The sequence below is a fragment of the Prochlorococcus sp. MIT2302 genome, assembly GCF_059772385.1.
This window is the reverse complement of record NZ_CM186285.1, coordinates 1,206,782-1,220,167: the sequence shown is the minus strand read 5'-3', so window position 1 is coordinate 1,220,167 and position 13,386 is coordinate 1,206,782. Positions and strand designations below refer to the sequence as shown.

The 13,386-nt window shown below is 34.9% G+C and carries 14 protein-coding genes; 9 read left to right on the top strand and 5 right to left on the bottom strand.

Annotation, left to right across the window (positions count from 1 at the left end):
* Window positions 1-16 precede the first annotated feature (16 nt).
* Both infC and miaA read right to left on the bottom strand, forming a co-directional pair.
* A complete protein-coding gene (gene infC / locus AC6EI2_RS07125) occupies window positions 17-625 on the bottom strand; it encodes a translation initiation factor IF-3 (RefSeq protein ID WP_498461657.1) in 609 nt (202 codons plus the stop codon).
* Window positions 626-684: 59 nt separating this feature from the next.
* Entirely contained in the window at window positions 685-1,584 is a 900-nt protein-coding gene (gene miaA / locus AC6EI2_RS07120) for a tRNA (adenosine(37)-N6)-dimethylallyltransferase MiaA (protein WP_498461656.1), read from the bottom strand.
* A gap of 172 nt (window positions 1,585-1,756) precedes the next feature.
* Here miaA and gyrB point away from each other — a divergent pair, with 172 nt between their 5' ends.
* From gyrB to AC6EI2_RS07100, 4 genes are all read left to right on the top strand, one after another.
* Window positions 1,757-3,724 (top strand): DNA topoisomerase (ATP-hydrolyzing) subunit B, encoded by a 1,968-nt coding sequence (gene gyrB / locus AC6EI2_RS07115; protein ID WP_498461655.1) that lies wholly within the window; start codon window positions 1,757-1,759, stop codon window positions 3,722-3,724.
* Window positions 3,724-4,062 (top strand): hypothetical protein, encoded by a 339-nt coding sequence (locus AC6EI2_RS07110; RefSeq protein WP_498461654.1) that lies wholly within the window; start codon window positions 3,724-3,726, stop codon window positions 4,060-4,062. Before gyrB ends, AC6EI2_RS07110 begins: the two co-directional genes overlap by 1 nt.
* Before the next feature lie 76 nt (window positions 4,063-4,138).
* Window positions 4,139-4,438, top strand: a complete 300-nt coding sequence (locus AC6EI2_RS07105; RefSeq protein ID WP_498461653.1) for a fluoride efflux transporter FluC — start codon at window positions 4,139-4,141, stop codon at window positions 4,436-4,438.
* Window positions 4,439-4,441: 3 nt separating this feature from the next.
* The gene (locus AC6EI2_RS07100) at window positions 4,442-4,789 is read left to right on the top strand and encodes a fluoride efflux transporter FluC (RefSeq protein WP_498461652.1); all 348 of its coding nucleotides are present in this window, start codon (window positions 4,442-4,444) and stop codon (window positions 4,787-4,789) included.
* Here the strand turns inward: AC6EI2_RS07100 and AC6EI2_RS07095 are convergent.
* A complete protein-coding gene (locus AC6EI2_RS07095; RefSeq protein ID WP_498461651.1) occupies window positions 4,782-5,258 on the bottom strand; it encodes a glutathione peroxidase in 477 nt (158 codons plus the stop codon). The two genes, AC6EI2_RS07100 and AC6EI2_RS07095, sit on opposite strands and share 8 nt — an antisense overlap.
* A gap of 62 nt (window positions 5,259-5,320) precedes the next feature.
* On the opposite strand from AC6EI2_RS07095, the gene mgtE reads away from it, so the two are divergent.
* Both mgtE and AC6EI2_RS07085 read left to right on the top strand, forming a co-directional pair.
* Window positions 5,321-6,730, top strand: a complete 1,410-nt coding sequence (mgtE, locus tag AC6EI2_RS07090; protein ID WP_498461650.1) for a magnesium transporter — start codon at window positions 5,321-5,323, stop codon at window positions 6,728-6,730.
* Window positions 6,731-6,830: 100 nt separating this feature from the next.
* Complete coding sequence (locus AC6EI2_RS07085; protein ID WP_498461649.1) at window positions 6,831-7,838, top strand: RpoD/SigA family RNA polymerase sigma factor; 1,008 nt, start codon at window positions 6,831-6,833, stop codon at window positions 7,836-7,838.
* On the opposite strand, the gene AC6EI2_RS07080 is transcribed toward AC6EI2_RS07085, so the two are convergent.
* On the bottom strand, window positions 7,823-8,722 hold the full coding sequence (locus AC6EI2_RS07080) for an alpha/beta fold hydrolase (protein ID WP_498461648.1): 900 nt from the start codon (window positions 8,720-8,722) through the stop codon (window positions 7,823-7,825). The genes AC6EI2_RS07085 and AC6EI2_RS07080 overlap by 16 nt on opposite strands.
* A gap of 232 nt (window positions 8,723-8,954) precedes the next feature.
* Here AC6EI2_RS07080 and AC6EI2_RS07075 point away from each other — a divergent pair, with 232 nt between their 5' ends.
* From AC6EI2_RS07075 to AC6EI2_RS07065, 3 genes are read left to right on the top strand one after another with little or no spacing between them, the layout of a single operon-like run.
* Window positions 8,955-10,598, top strand: coding sequence for a glycosyltransferase family 4 protein (locus tag AC6EI2_RS07075; protein WP_498461647.1), 1,644 nt, complete (start codon window positions 8,955-8,957; stop codon window positions 10,596-10,598).
* 55 nt (window positions 10,599-10,653) lie between these two features.
* Window positions 10,654-11,808, top strand: coding sequence for an 8-oxo-dGTP diphosphatase MutT (gene mutT / locus AC6EI2_RS07070; RefSeq protein ID WP_498461646.1), 1,155 nt, complete (start codon window positions 10,654-10,656; stop codon window positions 11,806-11,808).
* Window positions 11,809-11,838: 30 nt separating this feature from the next.
* The gene (locus AC6EI2_RS07065; RefSeq protein WP_498461645.1) at window positions 11,839-12,873 is read left to right on the top strand and encodes a carbohydrate kinase family protein; all 1,035 of its coding nucleotides are present in this window, start codon (window positions 11,839-11,841) and stop codon (window positions 12,871-12,873) included.
* Here AC6EI2_RS07065 and tsaE read toward each other — a convergent pair.
* Window positions 12,822-13,343, bottom strand: coding sequence for a tRNA (adenosine(37)-N6)-threonylcarbamoyltransferase complex ATPase subunit type 1 TsaE (tsaE, locus tag AC6EI2_RS07060; protein WP_498461644.1), 522 nt, complete (start codon window positions 13,341-13,343; stop codon window positions 12,822-12,824). The two genes, AC6EI2_RS07065 and tsaE, sit on opposite strands and share 52 nt — an antisense overlap.
* Window positions 13,344-13,386 lie beyond the last annotated feature (43 nt).

The following is a 13,386-nucleotide window of genomic DNA, read 5'->3' as shown; positions in this document are numbered from 1 at the left end:
TTTGATTTATTTTAATTTAATTAATTGTCCTTAGGGCTTTATGGGGTTCAGTTGAGTCTTTTTCTTTCTTTAATAATGGAGTTTTACGCGGAGTTAAAAACATAATCATATTTCTTCCCTCTCTCTTTGGAGATTGCTGCACTTCTGCTTTCTCTTCAAGGTCATTGGCCATTCTTTTTAAAAGAGTTTCAGCAAGAGCAGTGTGTTGTATTTCCCGACCTCTGAAAATAACTGTGCATTTGACTTTGTCACCAGCTTTTAAGAAGCGCGTAGCTTGACTAATACGAACTTGATAATCATGTTGATCAATTTTATATCTCATTTTTACTTCTTTGACTTCTGTTTGGTGGGACTTTTTCTTTGCTTCCTTTGCTTTTTTTTCTTGCTCAAATTTAAATTTTCCATAATTCATTATTCTGCATACTGGCGGTGTCGCCTTTTCGCTGACTAAGACAAGATCTAGCTCTCTTTCTTTAGCAACTTCTAATGCCTCTTCTCGGCTAATGACACCAAGTTGGGTGCCATCTGAATCAACTACTCGGAGACTTTGATAGTTAATTCTTTCATTAATGTTGGGCAGCTCTCTTTCTGGAGCGCGACGATCAAAACGAGGACGAGGTGGCATTCAGTAACTAATTAGGTGGAAAGAACCTTTTGGGCTAATTCTAAGCGTATATGTTGTTATCAACTTAGAACCTCATAAATAGAGGATAAAGCTTCAGACAATGCATTATCGGTATTTAGCCATTTTGAATTATGTTTGTTCCTAAACCAAGTTTTTTGTCTTTTGGCTAATTGGAGTGTGCGTTTGGTTGTTATTGCTAGGGCCTCCTCAAAGCTAATTTTTCCATTAATAATAGACCTTGCTTCCCCATATCCAATAGTTTTTAGCAACTGTAAATCATTTCCGTATTTCATAATCAAATTTTCAGTTTCTTGAATCAACCCGTTTTTATACATTTTTTCAGTTCTTTGTTTGATTCTTATGCTTAAATTTTCAGGGTTTAAACCAAGCTCTAAAATTTTCCATGGAGGAGGATTTGAATTTTTTTGCTTTGAAAAACTTTTTCCAGTTACATAAAAAACTTCAAGAGCTCTAACAGTTCTTATTGAATCTTGGGGATGTATTTGTTCTGCAGCCTTTGGATCACAACACTTCAATAAATTATGCCTTTCGTTTCTCTCAATTTTGTTAAGTTGGTTTCTTAAGAATTTTTGAGGTGGCACCCCTGGAGGGTTAAGTCCTCGAATTAATGAATGAAGATATAGTCCACTGCCTCCAACAAGCAATATTACGCTCCGTTTTTTTAATTCTTCCTCTATCGAAGTGATTGCTATTGAATGAAATTCATACAGATTTATTGGTGTTTTAGGTAAGCATAAATCAATCAAAAAATGAGGAACTTGTCTTTGCTGCTCTAATGTGGGTTTTGCAGTCCCGATGTTCATATCAATGTATATTTGACGTGAATCAATATTGTGGATACTAGTTTTAATTGTATTTGCAATATCAATTGCCAGTTCTGTTTTTCCGCTTGCAGTTGGACCCATAAGGGCTATGACAAGTGGTTTATTGGGTTGCATAATTCATTTTCTGAAGTTTTATTAGCAGTAACTGCATCATGATTAATTGTTTTGATTTGGTTTTGGAATTTTCCAAAGACTTTCCTTAGTACCGATGTTAAATTGAAATTTCAGGAAAGGTTTCGACTAATGCATTTATCACAGACAACCTTGACTGTTTGCCTTAATACGAATGAGTAAAGATTCAAAAGTCCAATCGGCTTATGGTGCTGAGCAGATCCAAGTATTAGAAGGCTTGGAACCTGTCAGAAAGCGCCCTGGAATGTACATAGGCTCAACAGGGTCAAAAGGGCTTCATCATCTTGTATATGAAGTTGTAGATAATGCAGTCGATGAGGCACTTGCTGGCCATTGTGATCAAATTACCATTTTACTTTGTGAAGATGGTTCAGCATCTATTACTGATAATGGTCGAGGGATACCAACTGATATTCATCCACGCACTGGCAAAAGTGCATTAGAAACAGTACTAACTGTTCTTCATGCAGGTGGAAAATTTGGAAGTGGTGGATATAAGGTCTCTGGAGGTTTGCATGGTGTTGGCATATCTGTAGTAAATGCTTTGAGTGAGTGGGTAGAAGTCACGGTTCGTAGGCAAAAAAAAGTTCATTTTCAGAGATTTGAGAGGGGTGCTTCAATTGGAAATCTGAAGTCTGAAAATCTTTCGAAGTCAGATCAAAACTTAACTGGCACGACTGTTTGTTTTAAACCGGATGACAAGATTTTTACTGATGGCATAGCTTTTGAATACGGAATATTGTCTTCGAGGCTTAGAGAACTTGCATATTTGAATGGAGGAGTCCGAATCGTTTTTCGTGATGAAAGAAAAAAGGAAAAAGATCCCGAACAAATTCCCTATGAAGAAGTTTATTTTTATGAAGGTGGAATTAAAGAATATGTTCAATACATGACCAAAGAAAAAGATTCATTACATCCAGAGATCATTTATGTCAATTCTGAAAAAGATGGAGTTCAAGTAGAAGCAGCAATGCAATGGTGCGTTGATGCTTATTCAGACAGCATTCTTGGGTTTGCTAATAATATTCGCACGATCGATGGGGGTACGCATATTGAGGGCTTAAAAACAGTCTTAACTAGAACTTTAAACACATTTGCTAAGAAAAGAGGTAAAAGAAAAGATTCGGACTCCAATTTAGCTGGAGAAAATATTAGAGAAGGATTGACAGCTGTTCTATCAGTAAAAGTTCCTGATCCAGAATTTGAAGGTCAAACAAAAACTAAATTAGGGAATACAGAAGTACGCGGAATTGTTGATAATTTGGTTGGCGAATCTCTTAGTCAATATTTAGAATTTAATCCAGGTGTAATTGATTTGATATTAGAGAAAGCAATTCAAGCTTTTAATGCTGCTGAGGCAGCAAGAAGAGCTAGAGAGCTTGTACGAAGAAAAAGTGTCTTAGAAAGTTCTACACTGCCAGGTAAACTTGCCGATTGTAGTTCAAGAGATCCATCAGAATCAGAAATTTACATAGTTGAGGGAGATTCTGCTGGAGGATCAGCTAAGCAAGGAAGAGATAGAAAATTCCAGGCAATTCTTCCTTTGAGGGGTAAAATTTTAAATATAGAAAAAACCGATGATGCGAAGATCTATAAAAATACTGAAATTCAATCTTTAATAACTGCGCTTGGTTTAGGAATTAAAGGTGAGGATTTTGAAGTTAAGAATCTCAGATATCACAGAGTAGTAATAATGACTGATGCTGATGTTGATGGCGCTCATATAAGAACTTTGCTGTTGACTTTTTTTTATAGATATCAAAAGGCTCTTGTGGAAGGCGGTTATATTTATATTGCTTGCCCTCCTCTTTATAAGGTCGAACGTGGAAAGAAACATACTTATTGCTATAACGAATCAGATTTGCAAAAAACTATTTCAAATTTTGGAGAAAAGGCTAATTATTCAATTCAAAGATTTAAAGGTTTAGGAGAAATGATGCCAAAACAATTATGGGAAACAACAATGGATCCTACTACTAGAATGATGAAAAGAGTCGAGATAGAAGATGCACTTGAGGCTGATCGTATATTTACAATTTTAATGGGTGATAAAGTTGCACCAAGAAGAGAGTTTATTGAGACTCATAGTGTTGACCTTGACCTTGCAACTTTGGATATTTGATGAATCTAATTAGTACTTTTATCATTTGGATATGGCTTTTAGGTATTGCTTTAGTGATTCCTACAACATTGCCTGCCGGAGGTGCGCAAGAATCTATTATTCAACACAGAAAAAATAATGTGGGATCACCAATAATTGCATTGAAGGATTTTAACTTGCTTTCTTCAGCTCATAAAAATTCATCTGTTTTAACTAGTGTTCAGGCAGGAACACCAGTTAAAATTTTAAAAATTTGGGATAGTGATAATAATGAAAAGTGGTTATTAGTTAATATTGTTATTCAGAATTTTAATCAACTATTTTATAAAAGAGGATGGGTAAATATTGGCAAAACTTAATTTATTACAAGATATTTTAGTGATTTCTATTGGTGCAATATGTGGCGTGAATTCTAGATTTCTAATCTATCAGAAATTGAAAGAAATAAATATAAATGGAAAATTTTCTATTTTCTTAATTAATATTTTCTCTTGTTTTTTTCTTGGTTTTTTTATTTCTATTTCATCAAAGATTGAATCTTTAAATGTTTCATCGCAATTAGCATTATTTTTTGTTGTTGGTTTTATTGGAAGTTTAAGTACTTTTTCAACATTTATTTATGATTTGTTTGAACTATTCAGAGAATATAAGTTTTTTAAAGCTTTAGAGCTATTTATACTTTCTTTTTCTTTAGGAACAACTGCTTTAGTATTAGGCTCTTTATTGGTCAATTAATAAATGAATAATTTTTTTAAACAAAATAAATACCTTCTTATTTCAATTGGAGCTGTCCCAGGGGCTATATTTCGATGGCAAATTGATGATTTTTTAATAGTAAATACAATAGGTTGTTTTGTATTAGGCATTATCAATGCAATGCCTCTAAAAACAATTTATAAATTGATTTTTGGTTTTGGATTTTGTGGCTCACTAACTACATTTACTGGCTGGACTTTTTATTTATTTAAATTAATCAGTGAAGGTTTATATAAATTATTTTTTTTAAATTCAGTTTTAATTGTATTAATTGGATTTTTTGCTATTTGTTTGGGTGATATATTTGCAAAAAAGTTCTTAATTAGTTGAGTAAATCTTCAATGGCTTTTTGAATTTCAATACTGTCGGGTTCGACTGAACTTTTGAACCTTGAGATTGCATCCCCTTTCTTGTTAACAAGAAATTTTTCGAAATTCCATTCAACGTCGCCAGAAGGCTCGACTTGATTCAATGTTGTAAATGGCTCAGTAGTATTCCCTTTTGCATGAACTTTTTGGAAAAGTTGGAAATTTGCCCCGTACGTCATTGAGCAGAAATTTTTTATCTCGTCTAGCTCTCCAGGCTCTTGATTACCAAAGTCATTGCATGGAAAGCCTAAAACTCTAAAGCCTTTTGATTCGTATTTGTCTTGAAGACTTTGAAGAGCTTTGTATTGTTTTGTAAATCCGCACTTGCTTGCGACATTCACGATCAATAAGACATCTCCTTTGAAATGATCAAAAGTTATTTTTTCATTATTAGAGGAGATGATTTCAACTTTGCTGATATTTACGGACATGGATACTGAAGTAACAAAAAAGTGAGTTAGCAATAAAATAATATAGGCTTATTGCTCCGAATATGAACGAAGAAATAGGGGCATCCACTGAGGCTCAATCTTTAGCGAATGGCAATTGGGTTGCCGAGGCGGTTGGACAGCAGTTAGAGGCAATGCTTTCTGCAGGCAATTACGATGGTGTTAAATCACTTCTAAGACCTGTACAGCCTGTTGATATAGCTCAAGCTATTGATACATTGCCGATGATTTTACAAGCCTTGGCTTTCAGGTTGTTAAATAAAAACGAAGCTATCGAAGTTTATGAATATCTGGATCCCTCAGTTCAACAAAATCTTTTAGATCGTCTGAGATCAAATGAAGTGCTCGACTTGGTCGAGGAGATGTCCCCAGATGATCGTGTACGTCTATTCGATGAATTGCCCGCAAAAGTTGTTAGACGTCTGCTTGCAGAACTTAGCCCGGAGGAAAGACGAGTAACAGCTCAACTTTTGGGTTATGCATCTGAGACAGCTGGCAGATTGATGACTACAGAATTTATAGATCTTAAAGAATTCCTCAGTGTCTCTCAGGCATTGAAATTGGTTAGACAAAGAGCTACTTTTTCAGAAACAATTTATAGCCTTTATGTCACAGATAAAGAGAGACATTTAACTGGAATCTTATCTCTGCGGGATCTAGTGGTTGCAGATCCGGGATCACTTATTGGGGAAGTCATGACAAGAGAGGTTGTTAATGTTAGAACAGATACTGATCAGGAAGAAGTAGCAAGAGCGATTCAAAGATATGATTTTTTAGCTTTACCCGTTGTCGACCTTGAAAAAAGATTAGTTGGTATTGTCACTGTGGATGACGTGATCGATGTTATTGAACAAGAGGCAACCAGGGATATTTATGCGGCTGGGGCAGTTCAAGCTGGTGATGAAGACGATTACTTCCAAAGCAATTTATTTGTTGTAGCTAGACGTCGAATCGTCTGGCTTGCTGTTTTGGTTTTGGCGAATGGACTAACAACTCAAGTTATTGCTATGAATGACGAGGTTTTAAAGCAAGTTGTTTTATTAGCTGCGTTCATTCCCTTATTAATCGGTGCGGGTGGAAATGTTGGGGCTCAAAGCTCAACAGTTGTCATTCGAGGTTTGAGTACTCAACGAATTCAAAGACTTGGTCTATTTCGGGCAATTGCGAGAGAATCAGTGGCTGGAGCTTTGCTTGGAATTTTAATGGCTATTTTCGTTGTGCCTTTTGCTTGGTGGCAAGGAGAAGGACCCTTGGTTGCAACAGCTGTGGGCATAAGCTTAATGGCCATTACAACTCTTGCTGCGACAGCAGGTGCCTCTTTGCCTTTGTTGTTTGATCGTATGGGATTAGATCCTGCATTAATGTCTGCTCCATTTATAACTACAGCTACTGATGTAGCAGGAGTGTTGATATACCTGAAAACAGCTTCTTGGCTTTTAGGAAGGCTGGTTTAGGTCACGGATAAGTGTTTATACTCAAAGTGCGGGAAGCCGAGCTTTTTTTAATTGATCTTTACAATTCTTAGTAGTAGGCTTCACAAAACTCAACAAACTCATGACAACGGCAGCTGAGGCTCTTAAAACTAATAAAGCAACTGTCGCCACAGCTTCAAGATCCATATCAGATGTAGATTTAGTTCGTTCCTATTTAAGAGATATTGGAAGAGTTCCTCTGCTCTCACATGAGCAGGAGATAACACTGGGCAGACAAGTTCAAGATCTTATGGTTCTTGAAAACCTAGAGATTGAGCTTGAGAGTGATCTTGGTGAAAAGCCAGACATTACCTTTTTCGCTGAAAAGGCTGGTATTTCTACCATCCAGCTAAAAAAGAAACTAAAAAGTGGGAGAAGAGCAAAAGAAAGAATGGTTGCAGCTAATCTTCGTTTAGTTGTAAGTGTGGCGAAGAAATACACAAAAAGAAATATGGAATTGTTAGATTTAATTCAAGAAGGGACAATTGGCTTAGTTCGAGGTGTTGAGAAATTTGATCCAACGCGTGGTTACAAATTTTCAACTTATGCTTATTGGTGGATACGTCAAGGTATTACAAGAGCAATAGCTGAGAAAAGCAGATCAATAAGACTCCCAATTCACATAACTGAAATGCTAAATAAATTAAAAAAAGGGCAACGGGAACTAAGCCAAGAACTTTCTAGAACTCCAACACTAAAAGAATTATCTGAGTACGTTGAAATGCCTGAAGACGAAGTCAAAGATCTAATGAGCAAAGCTGGTCAGCCTGTTAGTTTGGAAACAAAAATTGGTGATGGCGAAGACACTATCTTATTAGACCTTTTATCTAACGAAATTGATATGCCCTCTGAGCAGATAGAAAGTGATTGTATGAAAGGAGATTTAGAAACCTTACTTGAGCAATTACCTGAACTTCAAAATCGAGTTTTGAGAATGCGTTATGGAATGGACGGTGATGATCCAATGAGTTTAACCGGAATTGGTAGGGTGTTAGGTATTAGTAGGGATAGAGTAAGAAATTTAGAAAGAGATGGTCTTAGAGGCCTAAGAAAAGCTGGAGAATCAGTAGAAGCTTATATGGCTTCTTGAATTACCTTTTGAATAATAGGATTTACCTTTTCCGGCATCTCATCATGAGGACAATGCCCAGCTTGAGGAATTACATCTAAGCTTTTAATGCACTCATAAGTTTCATACCATTTTTGAGCTTCTTTTATAGGCTCCCAGGGGTCCTTTTCGCCCCAAATTAGATGTACTGGCTTTTCGCAATTTTTAAGTAAATCTGGAGCGAGATAATCGTCGAAGAGATTAATGAATCCTCTAAAAGCTTCTGGCGCTCCTTGTCTTTGGGTTGGTAGAAAAAGTATATCTATTAGTTCTTGATTAATGTTATTTCCGCTTGGATAGGCTACTTTTAAAATCTTTGCAATAAAGCTTGGTTTCGCTGCATTTTTAAATAGTGTTGAACTTAGGAATCTTTGTCTTACCAGGGTTTTAACTACTGGTCTAAGAAATCTCATTATTAATGATTGCTCGGCTAGGCGTTTATCGTCCATTGTTCGCTGTGCACAATCAATTAATACTAGCCCTAAGCTTTTCTGAGATAATTGTTTTGATGTATTTAATGCTATTACCCCTCCAATCGAATTCCCTATCAATAAGATTGGTTTTTTAACTACTTCTTTGCAGAAATCACTTACTTGCTGACTCCAACTATCAAAGCAGTAAAAAAAATTGTCAGAAGTTTTCTTTTCGTATGGCAAGCATGCATTTGGCTGACTACTCTCTCCGAAACCTATTAAATCTAATGAATAGCAAGGTGCTATTGCTCCCAGCTTATTTTGATTGAGTCTCCAATGATTTTTTGATGCTCCAAAGCCATGTATTAAGACGATTGCGAATGGAGCATTTATTTCTTCTCCCTCTGCTTGCCATGCAACTTGAAGATTTTGCCAAGTCCAGAATTGTGTCATAAGTTCTTCGCTGAAGATACCATCATTGTTATTAATATAAATGTATCTAAGAATTTAGATTAATTATTGTTTATTAATAAGTATTAGTTTGATTTATGGCTTCTTAGTCAGTAATTAGAGCTAAATGAATATGATAATTTAACTTATCGTATTCATTTAATAAACATATTGTATTTCTAATTAGTAGGGTTAGAATAATTCCTACCCTACTCTACTCTACTCTAATAATATAATGGTATCTGCTATTTATTATGAATCTGATGGCTATAGGTTAGGTAAAAAGAAAATTATGGGAAGACAAGTTGCTGGAAATTCTTTTTTAAAAGCATATTTTAAATACACAAAAGATTCACAATTTTGGGTGTATTCAAGTAAGAAGAGTGGAGCTGAAGATTTTTGTAAGTTTGCTAGGGAAAATGGAAGAAAAGAAGAAGTTAAGTTTATTGATTTTCAAAATACTGCAGCATTGGGAGAGCCAGGGATGCTGTTTTACCCTGGTCCGGATATATCTTTCCAATCAAAAAGACGCTCTTTTTATAAAAATAATGCTTGGAGTATTTGTGGTATAACCCATACGATATGTAGCGCAAATATAATGGAATCAATTCAAAGTTTAGTTACCTCACCTGTTTATCCATGGGATGCTTTGATTTGTACGAGCAAAGCAGCTAGATCTAATATAATTAAAATCTTTGAAGTCGAAGAGGAGAATTTAAGGTATAAACTTAAAGCCTCGAACTTTACAAGACCTCAATTGCCTATTATCCCTTTAGGAATAGATTCGTCTGAGTTTAAGTTTACAAAAGAGGACAAGAATAATGCCAAAACTGAGTTAAATATTACCAATAATGAGATTGCTATATTATATATGGGTAGATTATCCTTTCATGCTAAATCTAATCCTTTTCAGATGTATAAATCTTTAGAAGAGGTTGCAAGGATAGCCAAGCGAAAGATAGTTTTAATTGAATGTGGAATGTATCCCAATGAGGGTATTAAAGAAGCATTTTATAAAGCATCTGAGTCTTTATGTCCAAGCATAAATATCATTCGTATTAATGGAGGGAGTAATAATGATAAGTTGAAAGCCTATGCTGCTGCTGATATATTCTGTTCTTTATCAGATAATATCCAGGAGACTTTTGGGATTACACCCATTGAAGCAATGGCATCTGGTTTACCAGTTATTGTTTCTGATTGGAATGGATATAAGGATACAATTAGAGATGGAGTTGATGGTTATTGTATCCCAACATTTATGCCTGAGAGTGGCAATGGAATAGATTTTGCTGTTAGATATGCTTTAGATGTTGATAATTATGACATGTACATAGGAAATATTTCTAACTCTATATCAGTTAGTGATGAATGCTTAAGGAAATCTTTTTATAAACTTATTACTAATGATAAGTTAAGAGCTGAGATGGCTCGAAATGGTCAAGCAAGAGTTTCAGAAGAATTTGATTGGAATAAAATTATTATACGTTATCAAAATTTATGGGAAGAGCTTATAAGTAGAAGAATTAAGTCAGAAAGCTTTGGCTATCAATGGGCGGCAAGATTAGATCCTTTTTATGCTTTTTCTTCTTATCCTACTTTTTCGATAACAGATCAATCAAAATTAAAACTGAAAGATAAAAGTATTGAATTGACTAAGAATAAAATAAATACAATAAATAAATTATTTATTGTAAATTATTCTAATTATACAATGCCTGATCAAAAATTTTTGCTGCAACTTGTAGATGAAATAAGTAATAAAATTATTACAGTTTCCTCTTTAAAGAGTAATTTAAAAGAGATTAATTCTACTCGTTTAATTAGAGCTGTAGCCTGGATGAACAAATTTGATGTTGTTGAAATTCAAACTAGTTGAAATAAAAATTTAAATATTTTTATTTCTTGAATGAACGTAGAAATTTAATTCAAAAATGGAGTTCATTGCTCATGTTCATGATATTCAAAAAGATTTATTGATATGGTTTTTTGCTAATGGCCGTCTTCGAATACCATGGAAACTTAAAGAAGATGGTTCTAGACCTAATATCGGTGAGCACATCTCTCCTTATGGTGTTTGGATTGCTGAGGTAATGCTTCAGCAAACCCAAGTAAAGGTAGCAGTTCGATATTGGCAAAAATGGATGATGACTTTTCCAAGTTTAGTAGCATTAGCAGAGGCAGATGAACAAGAAGTTCTTCTGGTTTGGCAGGGGCTTGGTTATTATTCAAGAGCAAAAAGAATTCATAAATCCTCAAAATTATTATTAAATTTAATTGGTATTAATAGTAGTTCTGATGTTTCTTTTTGGCCGGTTGATTTGGATCAATGGATGCAACTTCCAGGAGTCGGAAGAACTACAGCTGGTAGTATTCTTTCCTCAGCTTTCGATTTACCTTTTCCAATTCTTGACGGCAATGTTAAAAGAATTCTTTCTAGATTAATTGCAGCTGATATATCACCTATCAAAAATATTAAAATATTATGGAGTTTAAGTGAGCAATTAGTTCCCTATGAGAATCCTAGAGATTTCAATCAGGCTTTGATGGATTTAGGAGCATTAGTTTGTACAGTTAAAAATCCTAAATGTTCTTTTTGTCCAATACAAAATCATTGCCTTGCTTTTTTAAAATATGATCCTATTGATTTTCCAAAAAAAGAGATGAAAAAGGGTATTCCTTTTCAAGAAATTGGCATTGCTATTATCTTTAATAAAGCTGGCAAAATACTTATTGATCAGCGTCTAGAAAGTACAAGTATGGGAGGGATGTGGGAGTTTCCAGGGGGTAAAAAAGAGTTAGATGAATCTATTGAAAAAACTATTAAAAGAGAAGTTATGGAGGAAATCGGCATAAATATTGAAGTTGGTGAAAAGTTAATATCTTTCGAGCATGCTTATAGTCATAAAAAATTTAATTTTACAGTACACATATGTGAATTTTGTTCTGGGAAACCAAGACCGCTAGCAAGTCAAAAGTTACTGTGGGTTGACCCTACTAGATTATTTGAATTCCCTTTCCCAGCTGCTAACTCAAAAATTATTTTTGCATTACTTAATCATCTAGGTATTGAAAAGAAAAACCTATGAATTCTTGATACTTTTAAGAAAAACATTTTTATGGATAATTCAGACGAAATGAAAACTTCAAGGGTGATTTCGCTTGGAGAGGCTTTAATTGATCGTCTTGGACCTCTTGGCGGGGATCCGTCTTTTGATAAACCAGTAACTGATTGTTTTGGAGGAGCTCCTGCAAACGTTGCATGTGCATTGAGTCGACTGGGTGCAAGTGTTTCTTTTATTGGCTGTCTTGGAAATGATTTGATTGGTAAGAAATTTAAAGATTTGATGATTGATAGAGGAATCAACACAGAGGCAATACAGGTAGACATGTTGCGTCCTACCAGGATTGTCTTAGTTCGTAGAGATGTTAATGGGGAAAGATTTTTTGGTGGTTTTGAGGGGGAAAAGGGTTTGGGATTTGCTGATCAAGCAATTTCTAAGGAAAAGATTGTTAAAGATTGGCAATCTATTTCCAATAAAGCTAAATGGTTAATTATTGGCACAATTCCTCTATCCTCTGATATTTCATCCGACGCTTTTTTATGGTGTATTGAAAAAGCTGTGAAGTCTGGAATACAAATTGCCCTGGATTTAAATTGGCGACCTACCTTTTGGCGTAAGAAATCTTCAAAAGTATTAGAGCCGACGCTCGAGGAAAAGATTCAAATAAATACAATCATGAAAAACGCTTCTCTTATAAAACTTGCGAAAGAGGAAGCAGAATGGTTTTTTGATTCATCAAACCCAAGAGATGTATCGTTGTCATTACCTAAAACTCCATCAGTTGTTATTACTGATGGACCCAACTCTATTTCATGGTTTTTGAATAATATTTATGGAAACTCGCAGGCGATTTCCCCGCCAGAAATTGTAGATACTACTGGTGCTGGCGATGCATTTACTGCGGGATTAATCTATAAACTTTTATCAGTTAATCTAGCAGAAATTAATGAACAAATAGCTAGAGAAATAATCAACTTTGCTAATGGTTGTGGCGCTTATGTCTGCCAAGGTATGGGAGCCATTGATCCACAACCTAATTATGAAGATATGGATAAATTTTTATCATTGTCTAATGGCGGAATCAGCTGAAATATTCTACTCTGGCTATCAGCTGAATACTGTAATTTTCCATTCCAAGCGTCTGGAAGAAATAAAGATAATCTTTCTGGCCATTCAACAACCATCAATGCACCAATGGCTTTAGATTCCTCTTCTTCTTGTAAGAAAAATTCGTTTGCCGCATTTTGCTCTTCAATTCGATATAGATCAAGATGTATCAAAGGAGGGGATCCCAAAGGATAATGTTGAGATAAAGGAAAAGTTGGCGAAGTTATAGGTTCTTGAATGCTTAGGGTTTTTGCAATTCCTTTAACTAATGTGGTTTTCCCTGCACCTAGAGGCCCCTTTAAAAGGAGAATGCGTAGATCTGGAAATTTTTTTGTTAATGTTGAACCAATTGACATTGTTGATTCAGGTTTGTCTAGAGTCCAGCAGAAATTATTGGTTTGCTGAGCAAATGAATTAAAAACCTTGAATTGTTTTTCACTTTCTTTTTCCACAATCTCCCTTAGAGAGTTTTACCTATGTTTGCAGCAACCAAGT